The following is an 18868-nucleotide window of genomic DNA, read 5'->3' on the forward strand; positions in this document are numbered from 1 at the left end:
ATAAATTAGCTTACCGCTATCTACTGTTTAGTAGCAAGCACAGTAAGTGTGTACACACTTACGACAAATTGATGAAGCAGCCCCTTGTGGAACTGCTTCTTTTTTATCAATTTAAACTTGTTAGGGAATCCCCTAAGACCCCGAAATACACTGCAAGGAGAAAGTAACTATGGCAAACAGAACAAGAAATATTCAGCTCAAAATATGCCTTAACGAAGAAGAAAAATAAATTTTTGAGAAAAAAATGAAACTTACCAAATGTAAAACCATGAGTCATTTTATACGTAAATCTGTCTTGGAAGGAGATATTTTTGTGATAGACTTACAACCCTTCGTAGACTTACAAGGACTCCTCTATAATGCAACTAACAACATCAATCAAATTGCAAAACGTGTCAATACCACTGCTGTTATCTATAAAGATGACATACAAACAATGAAGGAAAAAATAGACTCCCTCTCAAAAGAAATCTGGCAAATACACTCTCTTTTATTCTCAAGAACACATAAGGCAGGAGAGAAGCAAAATGGCAGTCACTAAGATTCACCCTATCAAATCAACGTTAAATCTTGCTATCGACTACATCACAAATAACGAAAAGACAGACCAAGAAATTCTTATTAGCACGCATAAGTGTCACGTTACAATAGCGCATACTCAATTTTTAAAAAGACGAGAACAAGAACAAGTTCATGGAACTGTTCTAGCAAGACACCTCATACAATCTTTTTTGCCTGAAGAAATCTCCCCAGAATTGGCTCACGAAAATGAACTGGAACTCTGTAAAAGAGTCTTAAAAGATGAATACGAATTTGTACTAAGTACTCATATTGATAAAGGGCATATCCATAATCATATCATCTTCAATAACGTCAATATGGTGACAGGAAAATGTTATCAATCCAATAAGAAAACCTGTCATCTAATCCGCTATCAAAGCGATCTAATCTGTAAGGAAAAAGGGCTATCTATTATAGATAAGTACTACGAAACCTTTAAGAAAAAATACAAACCAAAAGGTAAATCATAGTATGAAGATAATCAACGAAAGCAAGGAACATCTTGGAAAAGTAAACTGCAATTTGATATTGATAGAGTAATTAGACAATCAAAAAATTGGGATGATTTCCTGTCTAAAATGGAAAAAATAGACTATGAAATCAAGCATGGGAAATATATTGCCTTCAGACATAAGTATAATGAACGATTCACCAGAGGAAAAACAATTGGAGAAGATTACTCAGAAAAAAGACTCAAGGAACGAATCACAGAATCACTGTCGAGAAAACGAAAACTGTCTAAGGAACAAGTAGGAAATATCATTAATCTAGTCAAAAACTCTATTTATCAGCTGTTTTAGATGGCTTTAACAGCGAAATTATCGCCCATAATCTTTCAACTTCACCAAATTTAGAACAGGTGAAAGCTATGTTAAACCAGGCCTTCAGTGAGGATCATTACACAAATACGATTCTCCATAGCGATCAAGACTTGCAATACCAACACGATTTTTATCATCGGTTTCTAGAGAGTAAGGGAATTCAGCCATCTATGTCACGCAAGGGAAACAGCCCAGACAACGGTATGATGGAGTCCTTCTTTGGAATTTTAAAATCCGAAATGTTTTATGGTTATGAAAAGCACTTTAGGTCTTTAGAAGACCTTGAACAAACTATTGTGGACTACATTGATTACTACAACAACAAACGAATCAAAGTCAAACTAAAAGGACTTAGCCCTGTGCAATACAGAACTAAATCCTTTCAATAATTATTTGTCCAACTTTTGGGGGTCAGTACAAATCGAAAGACTAGTTTTGTTAATTCACGTACTTCAAGATTGGGAAACTGTGAACCGCTGGCTTCATTGAGAAATTATGCAACCAAGTTAGTTGGGTGTTGAGCCCATTTTCTTCTCTGCCTTTTCGTTTAGGAATGTATTTTCTGCCATGAGAAATCTGACGAATTAAGTCACGACCTCGTATAAACTTTTTGAATTGGACATTTTCTTTGTGGTGAATAAAGAAATCGAAACTTTTTTATAAGAATCCATAATATTCTTCTCCTTTCTTTACAACTACTGAGATGTTAAGAACATCTCTCTTACTAAGAAGCAGCTAAGTGTCCATCTGTTACTGTTGATCCAATCTCGGTTAAAACAGTGGCTGCACTTGCTTCGCTCACACCAGTAATTGTTTGAAGGTATCTTTTTTCTTCAGGGAAACTCCTTTTCGATATAAGCCTGAATCTCACAGGTCAATTTTTAAATGAGATCCTGATACATCCGTTATTCTTCTAAGCTCTGTTCCAAGAGAAAGCGATCGTCTAGTGATAACTTCACATTCATAGCTTCAGCTAATTCTCCAGGACTTTCTTTGACATGCTTATGAATGTAAGGAATCACGTTATCACAGTCGATGACTTCCCCGTTAATAAAGAGAGTCAAGAGATACTGTCCTATCTTGGAGAAGATGTCGGAAAGATAACTAGTCAATTTAGTGTTGGCCCTTTGTAAGAGATTATGATTTTCGTTTTTGACTTGTGTCTGATGTTGCTTATAAGAAACCAGTTAACGAATGAGTAAATGTAATTGAATAACCTTAGATCTAGAAATGTAGTATTTTCTATAGTTATAGAATCTTCTATTCTATAGTAATATCAGTTTGTAATTTCTGATTTGCTTCTCCATTCATATTCAAAATTCTTACAAATGTTTTTAATCTTCTCACCAAATCCTCATACTCATCAAGATAATGACCGAGTTCCTCTTGTAGCTTTCTTATTTCTTCATTCACATACTCTAACGACGCTGATTCTGTCAAGTTCAATTTTGAAAAGTCATATCTTGCAAGCTTTCGACTGCTTATATCTTCACTCTTCAAATTGATAAGTACTTCCGCCATCTTATTTAAGTTGGCGATTTTTTCATTAATTTGATTTAGTTTTATATCTATCTCTGCTATTTCTTTTACTAACTCATCTTTAATGTCTTGGTATTTCTTATCTGCTTCAGTTAATTCAATGAAGAGGTTAATCTCAGTAATCTTTTCCTGTAGACTCTTAACTGTAGATCTTCTGTATGGTATTACTCGACTATCGTTGGTTAGCTGTCTTATCAATGTTCGTCCTTCGACATACTGATTCTTATCCGAATGTTCTTTGTTATATACAAAGTATGAGGTTGTCTCACGTATAAAAATTTTATATTTTGTTTGATTCTCTTCTTCTAGAATATCTAATTGATAATTGGGAATGAAAATGAGACCACTCTGCTTAATACCAAAAGATACTTTGATATAAATGCCCTCATCAACTAGCTTCTCTATTTGGTTCTCTGCAAGTTCCACTTCAAATTCACGAACGGTATCTCGTTTTTCCTTAAATGTCTCAAAGGCTTCCTCAATCTCTTCAGTGGATACTTTATCCTTATCTCGTTCTTCTTGGAAAGCATGGTACTGTTCCTGTAAATTCTCTAATCCTTCTGAAACACCGACTTCCTTATTTTTAAAATAATCTTGAAAAAATTTGACATCATATAATTTCTTATCACTTATTTTTTGATGACCCAAACTTATCTTTTGATTATCTTCTTCCAGGATAAAAGTTACATTTTTTTGTTTTAAGCCAATGGTTAAATTCAATTCTTTTGCTTTTGTTATTAACTCTTCTAAAGAATTGACACGGTTCAACAAAAATTCTAAACGACTTTCAATCTCTTGCTTAGCAAAATGCATTCTAAAAAATTCGTCATCATATAGATCTCGTTTGCTGAGTTGGCGTCCTCGAATTGATTTTGTCATTGCACGATCCGTCATCAAAAAACGGCTATGCTTCTGACTAAAATCAATCTGAACATGCAACTGCTTTGCTTTCTCTAAAAAATCATCAAACGATTTAGATTGCTGCATCAAAAAATAGAGACGTTGTTTCAATTCAAACTTATGACTAGATTCCCTATATTTTTTATAATCACGATAGGAATAACACTTCTCAATAATTTTTGCACCAGCTATTTTTGAAATACGGTCAGAAATCATACGAAAATTTCTTTCTATAGCATAGTTCCATATCAATTTTTTATCTGAATTACGATCTATAGCATTGATTAGGATGTGATTATGAATATGATCTTTGTCTGTGTGAGTTGCCACGATGAAACGAAAACGTCCTCCTGTTAATTCCATCATGGTCTCATAACCAATACGATTAATTTCTTCAGGTGTCAGATTATCTTCAGGAGAAAATGATTGGATGAGATGATGGGCATGAATAGTTTGTTGGTGTTTTTCTTGTCGGTCGTTTCTGAATTCGTACAACTTGTCATTATTGGTGAAGTTGACATTGTACATTTCTACCATTTCTGCATGACTAGGGAAGTCCAAGTAATTGCTCATGCCAAAATCAGATACCAATTTCAAATCATCTGTTTTATCGGGATTGAGGATATACTTAATCAAACGCCTACGATATTTTTTACCGTGCGTCGCAAAGTGTTTAGTAACTACCATGAAACTCCTTCAGTCTTTTCACCTCCACTTGAAATTCTTTGTCCACTTCCTTAATTAACTCTCCGACTCCTTTACTCAATTCTTGTAATTGGTCCTGAGAAATCAGATGGCTTTGATTAATCGCACGCGCAATTTGATTGATGTTATTTCCAATCCGTCTCAATTCAAAAACTAACTGGTCATAAGTATCTGTGTTAATCGTGACAAATGACATATTGGGATTAAGCAAAACTTTTCTGGCATAGACTGAGAAATTTTGACAATTGCTCTTAGCAATCCGTTCATTCAATTGGTGTAATTCTGGATCAGTTAGAAATACTTTTTTGAGATTGGTACGATAGCGATAAACCATTACATCCTCCTAACCCATATATTTTTCATGGAACTCACGACTGAGTGGCTGCACTTGATTCACTTCTGCAATCAATTCTTGAACGCAAGTCAATAAGATTGAGACGTGCTCTTGAGTCACTTGATGATTTTCTCTTGCGACAACCAGAACTTCATACACATCTCGACTAATCTGTTCAAACTTTTGAGACTGCCAGAGGGAGAACCAACTTTCAAAAATTCTATCCTGATAATTCTTTTTCAATAAATTTTGACGAAGAAATTCTGAGAAACTATCCACTTTTTGTTCCCTCATCATTTCTTTTATCTGTTTTTCTTCTTGTCTCGTAATTCTAAATTGCTTTCGGATTGACTTAATTTCTTGTCCCATTCTGATATCCCTTCAATATTCTACTTGTCTGACAGTGTAAGTCTACCTCACATTGTCAGTACGCTTCCTAAAGACCTCACTTGGTTCTTGTTCGGTCTTTGCGAGCTCAGATATTGTGTCCACAATATCCCAAAAATCATATCGCCAACCGATCAAAAACTTCTAGTTTTGACAGCTAACGATAAGATAACTTGGTGGCTTCGCCCCCAAACCCCCAGTAGAAAAATCTTAGTTGGATTTTTTAAAGTTGAAAAAAGTATATCAGAGGAAATTTGGAAAAGGTATCACAGCATGAAGATGAGAGTAAGAAAAAAGAGAGACAGAACTGGCTCTCTAGTGCTTTTTACATTTAAAGTATAAAATAGGTAACCTTAAAATATCCCAATAGTTTTTATAGATGAAAAAAATAATTTTAGGTTCTGTTCTATTTTCACCTACTAAATAAGGAAATTTAACCACATGACACCCGCATGTCTTGCCATTTAATAAATTTTCGATTAAATCTTGCTTTCTGATTTGATATGAAAATTTTTTATAATGATACCTTATCAGTTTTATTGTATCCTTTGATTCATGGAGATTCACCACACAACAATCATAAATAACAATACAAATTAGAAAATAAAGAGCTACTAAAATCGAAAGAACCATTGCTATATGAAATGAATTGTTATTATTAATTTGAAGTAATAACATATCAACAAATCCACCAAATATTACAATGATTAATGGGAAAAAATAAAAATTGGTTAGCAAAAATGTTAAACCAAATATAATAAATCCTATTATACCAGGTAGGATTAAGGATTTTACCGTTTGCATTTCCTTTTCTAGTTTCCTGTATTGATTTGATAAAAATAAATATGATTTCTTTTTCGTAGAATCTTTACTATCCGAAACCAAATCAAAAACATCATCTTGTTCTAATATTAAGAATGTTTTACCTTCAGCTTTATTCACTGTAACACTTTCTTTGTTATTCCTATAAATTTTTATTTTCTCAACTGATGACTCAAATAGCTTTGTTCCTTTTTTTAACTTTATTCTCTGATTATCTATAGGTAAACTATAAATATTATCTTCAATACTGTATAGTGACTGTGGGATTTTGTTTTCAGAAGTCATAACTATATCAAAGTCAGTTTCAGTATCAATCGAATAAACTTTACCATCACTGATATTTTTTAAATAGAACCTTTCGAGAGATTGAAACGGGAACTGTTTTACCTCGTTATCAAAATGATTAATAAAAATAATAAAAATAGAAAGAATTCCTAATAAAATATACACTCCTATTAGAACTGACTTAATAAATGGGAACAAATAAGATTGACTATATTTCCAAAGTTTACCTCTATTCAGTTTTTTGTGAATTGTAAGATATTTTTTGTAAAAAACATAAATTATCTCATCATTCTTGATGTTAGATAAAAATTTTTTTCTTGAATAAATAAAGGAATTCATACTGACTGTTACAGTACATAAGATAAAGAAAAAAACTAAAGTTGGATTAACCAATGACAAAACTGTCAATAAATCTGTTTGAAAATATATTCTTAATAAATAGATACTAAATATCCATAATAAAATGGTAAAGACAATTATTAAGGCAATATTTTTTAAAAATATTTTTTTACGTTTTTCAACTTCTCCATTATCAGAATAGTATATTCCTGCTATAGTAATCGTAGAAACAATCATAGAAATTACTGTTGCTAAATCCTTAATAACATCCATAGTAAAGGCCCTCTATAATTTGGATTCCAATTGAATTCCAAATATCCCTCTCTATTCTTTTTTTAATATGAATCTACTATGATGTTATGAATTGGAAATTTTTTACTTCTATCATATTGTACATAGCAGATAAAATTATCATTTTCTGGAAACAGTTCTCTCTTTCTTCTTAATTCGTTGTGAGAAGCAGTTAAATAAACAATATCAGCAGACATATTAGTTTGCTTACTGGACTTTTTTCCTCTTGTCAGTGAGCGAAGGTTCCTTGCTAAAGCCTGTTTAAATTGACTATCGGTATAATCTTGAATTTCCATCAGGCTACCATCCGTTTTTCAGATATCTCTAACATACGTTCAATTCCATCCAAATAGCCGCTATACCTCTCTATTTCATCAAAAGTTTCTACTAAATAGATATTCGTATGAATCAAGTCAGATAGATCATCACTCATTAAAATCCAAGGATTAGATTCATCATCAATGCTAATTCCCTGACTATCTTGATAACGATAGAGTCGAGATAATAGATTAGCACCTCTTTCTTTCACAATTTCAATTTTTAAAGTCAGTTCATAATCTTCAACAGGATTGAGCATTTTGTCTTCTCCTACAATATCTACATAAGATACATTAAACTTTTGACAAATGATATCTATTAGTTCCGTAGAGACTGAACTAATTCTATTTTCATAACGACTTAAGCTATTTCGAGATATTCCTATAATTCGGGCAAATTCGGGTGGTGTTAAGTCATGTGTTTTACGTAAGGATTTTATGTTTTTTCCAATCATGGCAAACTCCCTTCATTTGATAATACCATTATAACATAAAAAACATAACTCACCAATTTTGGTGAGTTGTGTCTTGTTTTTCTATACTAAACTTTACTTCTAAAAAAGCCACCTAAAAGGGAGCACAACACTCAACAGTATAGAGATAATACTCTTCGAAAATCAAATTCAAACCGCGTCAGCTTCGCCTTGCCGTACCTAAGTACAGTCTGCGACTAGCTTCCTAGTTTGCTCTTTGATTTTCGTTTAGTATAAGTACATCTCTTTAATGAAATGTCGTTATTTTTATCTATCTTCCAGAAAATCGGGGTGAGTTAAATTACTATTATTGAGAAATGATTTAAATTGTTCTGGATCATTTCGATGTAAGGCGCCTAATATTATTCTAGCATCATGCTTAAACTCGCATGTATTAATGGGATTGCGAGTTCTATCAAACCTATCTTCTCCATGAGAGTACTCATTATTTATACGTTGCATAAATGGAGCATTCTCATCTCCGAAATAATTAATAATTTTATCGTCATTCTTTGTTTTATAGTCAGGATATTTAAAGTATAAAAGAGTTTCAATAAATTTTCTACCGTTGTTTGGAAAATTATAAAAAACAGAAAAATTATTTTCGTGTTCATCTTCTGTTGCCACTCTATATATTTGTTCAAACAGGAATACAAATTCTGTGACTTTATTTGATAAATGCGTAGGCAATTTTTTTATATAACTTTTTGACGGGATATTTTCAGCTTCTTTTATCTTTTCTATTAAGTAATAATCTTTTTTATTAGAAAATCTATTTGTATATTTCAAGAAATCTAGATTATGAGTGGACAAGAAGTATTGTAAAAATTCTTTCTTTTCTAGAAGACAAAAAATTAGGTTGTAGATATAAAAAATGTTATTTTCATCCAGACTAGAGACAGGGTCATCAATAAATAAGATTGTTTTTGACTTTTCTTCTGTCGACAAACTTTCTAATCTTGTAATATAATAAGCAAAGGCTATTAATGATTTTTCTCCTTCACTTAGATTATATGCTCTTTCTTCATTACGAGAAACTTCGAAATATATACCTTCCTCATCATCGACTGATTTTAGGGACATCTCTGAATGTGCTAAAGAATTTTGAAGTATCATATTTATACGTTTTGCTGCTTCAGATTCTGACTTTAAACTACCTTCAAGTTCAATAATATCTTGCTCAAATTTTTCTTTTTCTTCCTTTAATTTTTTCTGTTCTTTGGAATTCTCATTTATATATTCTTCAAGTTGGTCAACTTCTTGAGATAGTTTAGTGAACTCAGATACAGGGAACTCTTTTACGATATAATATCTTCGAAGAAAATCTATGCTTTTAGTTTTCCTATCCTCAAATTGTTCTATCTGTTTAATAGTACCATCATATAGTGAGTTAATCTCAACTTGAATTTCGGAAAAATCAATCCAATTTAAATCATTAATTTCAATTTTAGAAAAAATGTCTCGTTGTTTTTCTGAAATTTTTGATTCTAGTATTTCTAGAACTCTTTTTCTATTATTAATATTATTTTCAATCTCTTTGTTTATATTTTGAATATCAGATACAGAGTCTTTAAAATAATCTTCCTTATTAATATTTGGAATAGCATCTAATTTTTGGATTTCTGATTTTATCCTATTATTTTGCAGCACTAATTCGTTTTCCAGAGAGCTTAACTCATCAGAAAAAGCCAACTTTAGATTTTTAATAAGCTCACCATCAATGCCGTTACCACAAAATACACATTTTTCTGGATTATCTCCATGGATATCAACACCATGCTTAATCCAATTTATTTTATCTGGACTATCTTTATATTCATCTAGAATATTACTTACTGAGACAACTTTAGATAAAAGCTTCTTCGTATTTTCTAAAAATAATGTGAAATTAAAATTTTTATCAAAACTAACTAAATCAATTTTTTGTGGTTTATTTATGTTTTTTTCGAGAATTCGTATTTTGGCTTGTTCAACATTCTTTTCTAACTCAGCTACAGCCTTCTCATCATCTTGTAATGGTAAAATAGGAAAATGAGCTGAATATTTTTTAAACTCTTCCTTTATATCTCGTATATCATATTTATTACCAACTACGACCGAGGGATTCTTTAAATTCTTGATTTTTGATGCAGTTGTTCTCAGTTTTGAATTCAAACCATTTTCACTACTCTTAAGCTTTTTTTGTTTTTTAGTTATATCCGATTCAACCTGTGACAATTTTTCATTTCTGGGTTTAAGTTCGTTTAATCGTATATCTTCAATTTTCTTCAAGGTTTCATTAGTATCACTACCTATCGAAATTTGGAAACTATTTAATTTATTGTCATTGTGAAGATAAATATTATCGTCAATAAATTGCTGATTGAAAACTTTACAATCTATTGGTAAGTCGCTACCTATTTCGTTTGACTTAATAATCCTATGATTAGCTAGTTTGACTTCAAAATCTATATTTTCATACTTTTCTGGAAGTTGCTTAAGTTCAATACTTTGAAAAATTTTCGAATAAGTACTTTTTCCTGAATAGTTTCTACCGTAAAAAATATTAATTCTTCCATCATTAAAATCATTACCGATACCTGATTGACTATGCTGTTTGTAATCTTTATAGCAACCAAAATCTTTGATATCAATTTTTTTAATCTCTAAATCTGACATAGTTTATACCTCTTTTTCATTATATCATATAGACATAGCATAAAACAGGATGCGTACTCAAATTACTTTATAAATGAGAATCATTCCAATCGATCTTTGAATTGTGTCGATGAAGCAACTTCTTTCAACTCTGTAAAATGAGATTTTTAAGCCTAATCTATCACATTAAATACTGAAAACTTCGTCTAGATTTGTCAGTCTAACTCATTCCGACAGGAGTTTCATTTCTAACTTGACAGAAAATGATTCACAAGCCGATTGACACGAAACGCAACTGAATTATTCAGATAGACATTTATTACGATTTCATCGGGAAAAAAACAAAATAATGAAAAAGCGAGTCAGTCCGTCTGACTCGCTACTATTAACCCTGATAACTGAACTGCTAGCTATCAACTTGGCTAAGAGTAATTTCTTTCTTTTGAGGTCGCTTATTTCAAAATCCTATACAATAAAATACTCTTGTTTAATTTTTGTAAGCAGATTGTTAGCAACCGAAGTTACACCAACATGCATCAGTTCAGGATCAGAATAATCTAGATTACGAGCATAGCCTTCTGCAACAGTCTGAGCAATACGCTCATCCAATTTATAATTAGAGGCTTTTAATAGTGCTTGAAATAATTCTGAACTATATAGTTTAATATTATTTTCCAATGATACTACTGCCATTTTTGTAACTCCTCTCCTGTCTTTGATTGATAAACCTTCTCTATTTTCATTATATCACAAAAAGATTGGTTGTGAATGGATAATTGTTTAAAAGAATAGGGTTTTCTAAACTCAGAAAGCATTTCTTCTTTTGTAATTTCATTCTGACGAAAACGAGCTAAAGCTTGGGTTGGATTGTCATCAGTCTGAACACCATAGATAAAATCAAAATGGTGTTGTAATTCATCTGGATTTTCCCGATTTTGAAAGACAAATTCCGCAAAATCTAAATCTGACTCTGATTTTTTATGTTTTGCAAAATAGTGACAATGATAGTCTGGGTTCTTAAAAATTTCTACAAAATTTGAAATACGAAATTCTAATATAATTCCGAATTCTTCTTCTGACTCAAAAATATCTTTATTCGCCATAATGTTATTTAGAACTTCAACTTGTTTATTGATAAATTTTCTAGCTTGTTCAAAGTCAGGCGTAATATAGAAACCAGGTCCAAAATCTAGCTCACTCCCTAAGTTAAATTGAACATTGATACCTTTTTTTAACGATTCTAAATGTCGGAACAATGTCGCATGGAACCACTGAGTCTGACCTAGTTGCTTTTCCTGCTTGGTAGTCAACTCCAAAATATTTACTTCCTTCTCTAGTCTATACTAAAAGTATAACACAAGACTTTATGCAAGTAAAAGAAAATTTTATAAAACCATTTATTTCATTCCATCTTTCCTAAATCTCTCTAAATTCTTCTCCAATTGTTCCTTATGAAGTTGATTCTTAGCTTCCTTTAATGTGTCGTCCAAAGTTTCTTCTCTGTAAGTTGATTCTGTTTTTAGTTGTTCTGATTCTTGATTTGTAGTGAAAATGATATCTAGCAATCGGTCTATTTTTTCAAGATCTTGGACAGACATATCAGATAGTCGATGAATTAGCTTCTTAAATATATCACCATTGTCTTGGTTTTTCTTAAAAAATGCTGTAAACATCTATAACCTCTCAAAAAAGCAGCCTACCAGGACTGCTTAGTGTAATTCGGAAATCGCATCATAAATTGACTGCAATTTCTTATTATCTTTATTCTTTGTGTCAATCAACGTATGTAGCTCTTCAATTTTCTTTTGACTACTTTGAATATCACTATTGTTATCCGCAATCAGCCTTTTAAGATGTTGCTGATAACTTGTAGTGATATCTGTCTCTTTCCCTGTTTTAACCTCTATAACTTTGGGTTTAGAACTAGAATTTGATTCCGTCACAGGTGCTTGTTTACGCTTTTGAAAAGCTGCTTCATAATTTACATTATTACCTCCTTGATGATTTCCAAATAAGGCCGCAATTTTATCTGGATCTTCTTGATTTTCTGATTTACTCTCTAATGGTTGATTAAAATTCCAATCTTTTGTCATTCACTCATTTCATCCTTTCTAAATTCAGAATCATCGAATTGTCTTTCTTTACCAAAGGCATGGTCAAGAGCTTCTTCAAAACTCATGTGACTAATGCTTTGACGCCTTTTGAACGTCGCAAACATCGCTGTCTCCAGTTGCTCTTTGTAAGCAGCTAGTTTTTCTGTCTCTCTTGCTACCTTGCTTTCTTGCCTAGTGACCTTTTCTTCTAAGCGTTCGATTATGGTCATATACGATCCTCCTTCATTCTAATATTAGCTAAAACATCTTGATTTTGTTATCACAATTCTAAACATTGAGAGGCTTGTCTTACTGGTGGATTCCCAAACATCTCTTTTGAATTCTCAATCATAAATTGTAAATCTGATTTGTTTTCTCGAAGAGTATCGTTCCAGTCTATTTTTTCTTTCCCAAATTCATTATCAGGTAAGTCCAGTAAAACAGGAAATCCTGATTGAGATAACTTATCAGAAAAATCTTTACCTGCATCATCACAATCTACCGCCAGTGTCAATAAATCAGGATGATTATCAAAATAGCTGGTGGTATCACGAATTGTATTGATTAAAGGCAATAACTTTGAAGGTATTACTGTATCTAAAAATTCCAATTTCTGATTTTCTTCAGCTATCAGTCGTAAAGTTTGATAAGCAACAACAGACCTTTTTAATCCTTCCATAGATACCAAACGAACATCAGATAGACTTTGTTGATGAAGTTCGTAATAGCTCATTAAGTCGATGAACGATTCACAAAAGACCAGTCTATTTGGTTTACCAATGTCAAAGGATATTCCAACATGTCCATGGCTTCCTTTTAGAATCGTTTTTAACCTCTCTCTAGGAAGAGAGTGATTCTTATATATCCCTTGTAAGCTTGCTGCCTGCAGCTTATGACGATGATCAAAGCTTTTAAATACAATAACAGGTTCAACTGTTTCATTTGTTTTCCAACTGGCTTGTGCTATCAAACTTTGTTGAATCATCTTTTGTACGATTTCTTCTGAAATTCCTCTACATTCTGTTAAGTAATATCTGGTCAAACGACAGTCAGAATCTTCTATTGACTTTAAAGGATAATAAAATGGTCTCTCTATATTGTCTTGAACAATGCCTTTTTGAAAAGGTTCTTCAGAAAGAAAGGCTAGAGCTTCTTTAAAGGATATTCCCTTAACTAGTCGAACAAAATCAATGACATCACCTTGAATATCTCTTGAAAACCATTTAAAAGTATTGGTAGTTGAAAAAATCCGAAATGAATCATGTTCAGGATGTTCATAGACACTGCTAGAAACTTGTTTAAAGGAGATACCTAAACGACTTGCTACATCAAGAATTGAAATTTGCTTACATTCTTCTATTTCCATGCAATATCATCATTTTGTCGTAGTATTTGGCAGTGATGGTATTGATGATGATTCTTCTAAAGTTTTAGGAGTTTCCTTATCTAAATCATCCAACCCAGATTTCCAAACCTGTACTTGGTTGACCAATAACTTACCAGGTAGTTTAGAATAGGATAACTTAACTGTTCTTGTTTCTGTCTGATTAGTCTTTGATTGGTTGGCATTCTTTAAATCAGATACATAGGTTACATTATAAGAGACCATGGCAATGGCTTGATTCGTAGTCTGATTGACAAAGATATCAGCTTTTTCAAAATGATAATCCAAAATATAGTCCTTATACACTTGGTTCATGGCATCGTTTTGACTTGTCAATTCTTGAGAATAAGCTGATTCAGTCATATAAGGTTGAATGCGTGTATTATTTTCTCCGAGCTTTTCTTTCGTATAGTACTGTGTCAAAAATTCTTTTACAGTATCCGATGACAAAATACTGGCTTTATCTTCTGCTTGTTTATCTTCCACAAGTTTAGCTGCAGCCAATTCAATCTCTTTGCGACTTTGTTTAGCAGTAGAATGTTGACCAGCAGTATATCCCATCATGAGAATAAAGCTAGTTGCGGCTACTGCTCCAACACTAATTAAGGCTTTAGTTTTGACTTTATTTAACATCTTAGACCTTCTTTCTATAAAAACTAGGTCAAGAATAACAAAAAGAACTTGTAAGTTTTATCACACAACAACTAAAGGTGATTCCTACATTTCAGGCGCAAAATCGTACAGTTCAGAGAAAAAAATAAAACTAGCTGTCTTTGGAGTATAATAGACTTATTGGAAAAAAATAAAATGCATACTGTACTATGCTATACTATAGTTAAGAAAACTATTTACAAAAGATCATGCAACTAACTTCTGAGAACTTTAAATTATTTATTAGTGTAAAAAAGGACACCTTCCCAACGAAGATATCCTGTCTAAATAAAGCTTATAAAGCCAAACACTATAAAGGAGGACGTCCAAAAACGCTAAGTCTATAAAAACAGTTGATGCTAAACTTGCGTTATTTATTCTATTGACCAACTCTACGTCTCCTAGCTTTTGATTTTGGTCTTGGATTAGCGACAGTCACTGAACATTAACATTCGTAGAATATACTCTCCATTCCTCAAGTCTATTTGACTTAGAAAACTTAAAATCAACAAGTGTCACTATAGCTATTGATGTAATAGAAAATCCTATTTCAACGTTAAAAGAAACCAAAGTAAAATTATTCAGGAAAAAAGAGACATAACATAAAGACACAAATCATACTCGATTTAACACCACTTCATGCCTGCTAATTAGTTTTTTAAGAAGGTCATACACATGATTTTACTCTTTTTAAGAAAGGATAGGTCAAGTTTGCCAGAGCAATCACTTGTTTTTCTGGATTTGGATTATTTATGCATTGTGAATACTCATAAGATAACCTTCATTCCTGTTAAAAGTTCTAAAAAGCATCCATTGACTGAAGAGGATAAGAGGTTTAATAGAGATACTTGTAATACGTATTAAAATCGAGCATTTTAATACTAAGTATAAAACTTTTCAATTTATGGAATCATCAACTATGAGTTAAAATAATTTTCGAACAAAGGCTGTCCAAAAAACTTGATATAATGCGTTTTATCGTGGGAATATTCATTTTATTTTCTCCTGAAATTGAGTTTTTACCCAGACTCATTAATTTTATTGATATAATCCAATAATAATGATAATATCAAATAGTAATAAAAGAATTTGATAGTATTTTTTCATAATCTGTCACACTTTCTAATAATTTTTTATGGTAAAGGGAGGTAAATATGATTTTAGGTGAAACTTATAGAAAAATACGAGAAGGAAAAGGTATTTCTATTTCTTCATTAGCAGGTGCAGAAATTTCAAAGTCTCAAATTTCTAGATTTGAATTAGGAGAGACAGAAATTTCATTTTTTAAATTATTATATCTACTTGAAAAAATAGGTGTAACACTAGAAGAGTTTTTACTTTCCTGTAATAATTATGAGCCTTCAGACTTCAATAGCTTGATCCGCTTAGTTCAACAGGCTGCCTACAATCAAGAAATTAAATCATTACTTAATATGGCAAACAAAGAGATAGCACTGTTTAGAGAGACAAATTCTCATTATCATAAGCTAAATGCTATTTTCATTGAAAGCATTGTCTATGGAATTGATAATAATCATAAATTGAGTAATCAAGACACCTCTTACCTTACAAATTATTTATTTTCTGTTGAAAACTGGGGATATTACGAAATTCTTATTCTTGGAAATTGCTGTCGAGCAATATTACCAAATTTATTATTTAGATATGCTAAAGAGGCACTAAAAAAAGGAAAGTTGTATAGTTCCATACCTAGAAATAAACAATCTCTCGTTCAATTACTTCTTAATTCACTTATTATAATGATTGAAAATAGCTTATATGAGGAATCTTTATTTTTAAAACAAGCTACTAAGAATATATTATCTAATTCCACAGATTTTTTTGAACAAACTATTTTTTTGTATTTAGATGGATATTTTGAACTTAAATTTCATCATAATCAAAAATCAATTTTAAAAATAGAAGATGCTTTAAAAATTTTTGAATTATTCAATAAAACAATATACAAAAATTATAAAGAATACTTCGAAAAAAATATTATCAATTTAATACAATGTGGTAATTCCTATTTTGAATAATTGCTTTTTTTGAAAATCTCTTGAACTCATCTAAAGAAATCAACTCTAGCTCTTCAGCAATACTATCCCAACTTGGAATATCAAATAATTTTTCTCTACAAATTGTTTTTAAATATTCATTTTTATTAACTTCACAATTTATGTACAATTCATTGATTACTCTTTTTTTAGCCTTATAAAATAATAGTTCATCAGATAAATCGGATTCATTAACAAGATTGTTCTCTAGTGTTTTAATCAATTTTTTCTTATAGATTGTAGGTGTTATAGTTACGATTTTTAGTAAAGTCATATTACTATAAAATATTGGGTATGATACAATATTATATATCCATTGCTTTTGTGTCCTTAACTTATGGCCTAATAATGAATCTTTAATACCAGTTAACATCGAGTTTAAGATACTTAACATTGCCATATCATGAGATGATGCTACCATACCAGATATATCAAGATACATAGAAATTTCAGAGAGTTCTTGTATTTTATCTAATTCTGTTAAACCACTTGAAAATGTCGGAAAGTTAATTTCTACAGATGATCCACTTAAAGGTAACATATTTTCAATATATATGATTTCACTTTGTAGAAAACTTGGACCAGAAATAGCAATCTGGAATTCTCCTGCTTGAATTTTATTTTTATAAAATTTATATATAGTTTCTAAAGTAACAGACTCAATATTACCTCTAGTACCAATAATATCTATTGACCAAGAACTATTTTTAAAAATTACTCGATTATCATTAATAGATTTTTTACTATTTTCATACTGATTTAATTCAATTAAGACTATTTTCTTTTCCCTCAATAGTTCATCTTCAGTAATAGAAAGATTGAAAATCCTACTTATCAGTATTTTAAAAATTTTATAGAAATCTTCAGCTAGACAGTAACCACTTAAATTAATATAATCTCTAGATGTCTCTCCTTTAATAGCTGCACCATTCATATCAAACAATTCATTTAGTGATTGTTCATTCCCTGCTCGTATTAGTAAATGTTCAATAAGATGTGAAAATCCTAATTCATTTACTTGCTCAATACTAGTACCTGCAACAAACATCAATGAAAAATATGCAAATTTACTTGCTTGATTTTTTTTAAATATAATTTTCTTATTCATCAATTTTTAGAATCTCCCAGAGTTTACTTTTATTGAAATCATGACCACATGTAGGACAATGAGATTGCTTAGAGAAGTGCTTGAATTCATCTTCCCTAAAACTATAAAAATCAAATCTAAATAAAGTATTCCAAACATTACTATTTTTCTCTGTTACACAATCTAACCATTTCTTCACAACCCATGATGACAATAATAGAATATTAGTTAAAATATTTGCAGTTATTAATTTTCCATCATAGTTTGAAAATTTTTTAACTAAATTTTGAAAGTTATCACTATCTTGTTCATAAAGTAAACAATCAACACAGCCTATATTTTGAATATTAGGATTACAAAATAAGAGTTTACCTGCGCTACGTTGGCTAAAACAGTATATACTAGGGATATTAAATAAATAGCATGCTCTATTTACTAATCTTTGTGCTATATAAGGAGGTTCATCCATACAACAAAATACCCAGTCACTTTCAGAAATTTCTTTTTTTACAGCATCAACAGTGCTCATTTTTAACTTTCTTTTTGTGACTACACACTGATAATTACGTTTTAGAATACAATCTTTTACACAGTCAACTTTATATTTACCAATATCGTTAAAGGTAAACATAGATTGCCTATTTATATTATTTTCTTTAACAATATCATCATCGACTAAATGAAGTCGCCCTACCCCTAATTGGGCTAATTGTAATGCGATATGAGAACCACCGGCTCCACATCCTAGTATGGTAACTTTTAAATTACTCAATTTTTCAAGTAATTTAATCCCACCAATACCTTCACTAGAATAATAAGTTTCCAGTGATTCATTAATTAAATAGTGATCAATTTGATTTACAGGTCTATCTAATATTTCTAATAAATTACGATCAGAAAATTTAGATATATATTTTTCTATAATATTTTCGGATATATCATATTTTTTTCTTAATAAATCTTTAATTTCTTCAAAGCTATTAATTCCATTGCAACAAGAAATTAAATCTAACCAAAAATCTGAGTATCCTGTAATTTCTAATACATCAACATCGTCAGCTCCAATTCTTAATCTATCGTTCTTCCATTGGTAAACGATTCTATCCTGGTTCCATTTTGGGAAATAATTATCCATTTTATATCCTCAACTATTTGATAAAAGCATGCAAGATGAACATGCATGCT

18 protein-coding genes and 3 pseudogenes are annotated in these 18868 nt (G+C 31.0%); 4 read left to right on the top strand and 17 right to left on the bottom strand.

Going from position 1 to position 18868, the window contains the following annotated elements; all coding sequences use genetic code 11:
- The first annotated feature begins 229 nt into the window (after positions 1-229).
- The 3 genes and pseudogenes from mobC (ADH81_RS01200) to ADH81_RS01210 all read left to right on the top strand — a co-directional run.
- Positions 230-541 (top strand): plasmid mobilization relaxosome protein MobC, encoded by a 312-nt coding sequence (mobC, locus tag ADH81_RS01200; RefSeq protein WP_239682077.1) that lies wholly within the window; start codon positions 230-232, stop codon positions 539-541.
- Positions 528-1275 (top strand): annotated as a pseudogene (locus ADH81_RS01205) (relaxase/mobilization nuclease domain-containing protein); the annotation flags it as partial. The gene mobC (ADH81_RS01200) and the pseudogene ADH81_RS01205, both read left to right, overlap by 14 nt.
- Before the next feature lie 52 nt (positions 1276-1327).
- Positions 1328-1771 (top strand): annotated as a pseudogene (locus ADH81_RS01210) (IS3 family transposase); the annotation flags it as partial.
- A 516-nt stretch (positions 1772-2287) separates the two neighbouring features.
- On the opposite strand, the gene ADH81_RS11155 reads toward ADH81_RS01210, so the two are convergent.
- The 15 genes and pseudogenes from ADH81_RS11155 to ADH81_RS01285 form a co-directional block, all read right to left on the bottom strand.
- On the bottom strand, positions 2288-2446 hold the full coding sequence (locus ADH81_RS11155; RefSeq protein WP_161800918.1) for a hypothetical protein: 159 nt from the start codon (positions 2444-2446) through the stop codon (positions 2288-2290).
- 196 nt (positions 2447-2642) lie between these two features.
- Positions 2643-4508, bottom strand: a complete 1866-nt coding sequence (locus ADH81_RS01220) for an SAG1250 family conjugative relaxase (protein ID WP_049525912.1) — start codon at positions 4506-4508, stop codon at positions 2643-2645.
- Positions 4495-4860 carry a plasmid mobilization relaxosome protein MobC gene (mobC, locus tag ADH81_RS01225; RefSeq protein ID WP_000263039.1) on the bottom strand — a complete coding sequence of 122 codons (366 nt, stop codon included), beginning with the start codon at positions 4858-4860 and terminating at the stop codon, positions 4495-4497. The genes ADH81_RS01220 and mobC (ADH81_RS01225) overlap by 14 nt, the downstream gene beginning before the upstream one ends.
- 9 nt (positions 4861-4869) lie before the next feature.
- Complete coding sequence (locus ADH81_RS01230) at positions 4870-5229, bottom strand: SAG1252 family conjugative relaxosome accessory protein (protein WP_049525913.1); 360 nt, start codon at positions 5227-5229, stop codon at positions 4870-4872.
- A gap of 333 nt (positions 5230-5562) precedes the next feature.
- Complete coding sequence (locus tag ADH81_RS01235) at positions 5563-6966, bottom strand: hypothetical protein (protein WP_049525915.1); 1404 nt, start codon at positions 6964-6966, stop codon at positions 5563-5565.
- Positions 6967-7187: 221 nt separating this feature from the next.
- A pseudogene (locus tag ADH81_RS10560) lies at positions 7188-7280 on the bottom strand (toxin PezT); the annotation flags it as partial.
- Positions 7280-7756 (bottom strand): type II toxin-antitoxin system antitoxin PezA, encoded by a 477-nt coding sequence (gene pezA, locus ADH81_RS01245; protein ID WP_049525919.1) that lies wholly within the window; start codon positions 7754-7756, stop codon positions 7280-7282. The gene pezA and the pseudogene ADH81_RS10560, both read right to left, overlap by 1 nt.
- A 285-nt stretch (positions 7757-8041) precedes the next feature.
- Positions 8042-10432 carry an AAA family ATPase gene (locus tag ADH81_RS01250; protein ID WP_049525921.1) on the bottom strand — a complete coding sequence of 797 codons (2391 nt, stop codon included), beginning with the start codon at positions 10430-10432 and terminating at the stop codon, positions 8042-8044.
- A gap of 444 nt (positions 10433-10876) precedes the next feature.
- Positions 10877-11104, bottom strand: a complete 228-nt coding sequence (locus ADH81_RS01255; RefSeq protein WP_000301902.1) for a hypothetical protein — start codon at positions 11102-11104, stop codon at positions 10877-10879.
- Positions 11095-11727 (bottom strand): DUF3990 domain-containing protein, encoded by a 633-nt coding sequence (locus tag ADH81_RS01260; protein WP_049525923.1) that lies wholly within the window; start codon positions 11725-11727, stop codon positions 11095-11097. The genes ADH81_RS01255 and ADH81_RS01260 overlap by 10 nt, the downstream gene beginning before the upstream one ends.
- A gap of 81 nt (positions 11728-11808) precedes the next feature.
- Entirely contained in the window at positions 11809-12084 is a 276-nt protein-coding gene (locus tag ADH81_RS01265) for a hypothetical protein (RefSeq protein WP_049525925.1), read from the bottom strand.
- Positions 12085-12120: 36 nt separating this feature from the next.
- Complete coding sequence (locus ADH81_RS01270) at positions 12121-12504, bottom strand: DUF5945 family protein (protein WP_049525926.1); 384 nt, start codon at positions 12502-12504, stop codon at positions 12121-12123.
- Positions 12501-12734 carry a DUF5965 family protein gene (locus tag ADH81_RS01275; RefSeq protein ID WP_000152419.1) on the bottom strand — a complete coding sequence of 78 codons (234 nt, stop codon included), beginning with the start codon at positions 12732-12734 and terminating at the stop codon, positions 12501-12503. The genes ADH81_RS01270 and ADH81_RS01275 overlap by 4 nt, the downstream gene beginning before the upstream one ends.
- Before the next feature lie 50 nt (positions 12735-12784).
- A complete protein-coding gene (locus ADH81_RS01280; RefSeq protein WP_049525929.1) occupies positions 12785-13870 on the bottom strand; it encodes a toprim domain-containing protein in 1086 nt (361 codons plus the stop codon).
- A gap of 9 nt (positions 13871-13879) precedes the next feature.
- A complete protein-coding gene (locus ADH81_RS01285) occupies positions 13880-14521 on the bottom strand; it encodes a hypothetical protein (protein WP_049525930.1) in 642 nt (213 codons plus the stop codon).
- A gap of 1172 nt (positions 14522-15693) precedes the next feature.
- On the opposite strand from ADH81_RS01285, the gene ADH81_RS01290 reads away from it, so the two are divergent.
- Complete coding sequence (locus ADH81_RS01290; protein WP_049525931.1) at positions 15694-16578, top strand: helix-turn-helix domain-containing protein; 885 nt, start codon at positions 15694-15696, stop codon at positions 16576-16578.
- Here ADH81_RS01290 and ADH81_RS01295 read toward each other — a convergent pair.
- Both ADH81_RS01295 and ADH81_RS01300 read right to left on the bottom strand, forming a co-directional pair.
- Positions 16541-17704: a M16 family metallopeptidase gene (locus tag ADH81_RS01295; RefSeq protein WP_049525933.1), complete on the bottom strand. Its 1164-nt coding sequence runs from the start codon at positions 17702-17704 to the stop codon at positions 16541-16543. The two genes, ADH81_RS01290 and ADH81_RS01295, sit on opposite strands and share 38 nt — an antisense overlap.
- Positions 17697-18818: a HesA/MoeB/ThiF family protein gene (locus tag ADH81_RS01300; RefSeq protein ID WP_049525935.1), complete on the bottom strand. Its 1122-nt coding sequence runs from the start codon at positions 18816-18818 to the stop codon at positions 17697-17699. The genes ADH81_RS01295 and ADH81_RS01300 overlap by 8 nt, the downstream gene beginning before the upstream one ends.
- Positions 18819-18868 lie beyond the last annotated feature (50 nt).

The sequence above is a fragment of the Streptococcus pseudopneumoniae genome (assembly GCF_001072925.1).
Lineage (GTDB): Bacteria > Bacillota > Bacilli > Lactobacillales > Streptococcaceae > Streptococcus > Streptococcus pseudopneumoniae_Q.

Bases quoted from the DNA above. Each gene is read 5' to 3' on its own strand.
- ADH81_RS01220 (WP_049525912.1), bottom strand. From the start codon at position 4,508: ATGGTAGTTACTAAACACTTTGCGACGCACGGTAAAAAATATCGTAGG.
- mobC (WP_000263039.1), bottom strand. From the start codon at position 4,860: ATGGTTTATCGCTATCGTACCAATCTCAAAAAAGTATTTCTAACTGAT.
- ADH81_RS01230 (WP_049525913.1), bottom strand. From the start codon at position 5,229: ATGGGACAAGAAATTAAGTCAATCCGAAAGCAATTTAGAATTACGAGA.
- ADH81_RS01235 (WP_049525915.1), bottom strand. From the start codon at position 6,966: ATGGATGTTATTAAGGATTTAGCAACAGTAATTTCTATGATTGTTTCT.
- pezA (WP_049525919.1), bottom strand. From the start codon at position 7,756: ATGATTGGAAAAAACATAAAATCCTTACGTAAAACACATGACTTAACA.
- ADH81_RS01250 (WP_049525921.1), bottom strand. From the start codon at position 10,432: ATGTCAGATTTAGAGATTAAAAAAATTGATATCAAAGATTTTGGTTGC.
- ADH81_RS01255 (WP_000301902.1), bottom strand. From the start codon at position 11,104: ATGGCAGTAGTATCATTGGAAAATAATATTAAACTATATAGTTCAGAA.
- ADH81_RS01265 (WP_049525925.1), bottom strand. From the start codon at position 12,084: ATGTTTACAGCATTTTTTAAGAAAAACCAAGACAATGGTGATATATTT.
- ADH81_RS01270 (WP_049525926.1), bottom strand. From the start codon at position 12,504: ATGACAAAAGATTGGAATTTTAATCAACCATTAGAGAGTAAATCAGAA.
- ADH81_RS01275 (WP_000152419.1), bottom strand. From the start codon at position 12,734: ATGACCATAATCGAACGCTTAGAAGAAAAGGTCACTAGGCAAGAAAGC.
- ADH81_RS01280 (WP_049525929.1), bottom strand. From the start codon at position 13,870: ATGGAAATAGAAGAATGTAAGCAAATTTCAATTCTTGATGTAGCAAGT.
- ADH81_RS01285 (WP_049525930.1), bottom strand. From the start codon at position 14,521: ATGTTAAATAAAGTCAAAACTAAAGCCTTAATTAGTGTTGGAGCAGTA.
- ADH81_RS01290 (WP_049525931.1), top strand. From the start codon at position 15,694: ATGATTTTAGGTGAAACTTATAGAAAAATACGAGAAGGAAAAGGTATT.
- ADH81_RS01295 (WP_049525933.1), bottom strand. From the start codon at position 17,704: ATGAATAAGAAAATTATATTTAAAAAAAATCAAGCAAGTAAATTTGCA.
- ADH81_RS01300 (WP_049525935.1), bottom strand. From the start codon at position 18,818: ATGGATAATTATTTCCCAAAATGGAACCAGGATAGAATCGTTTACCAA.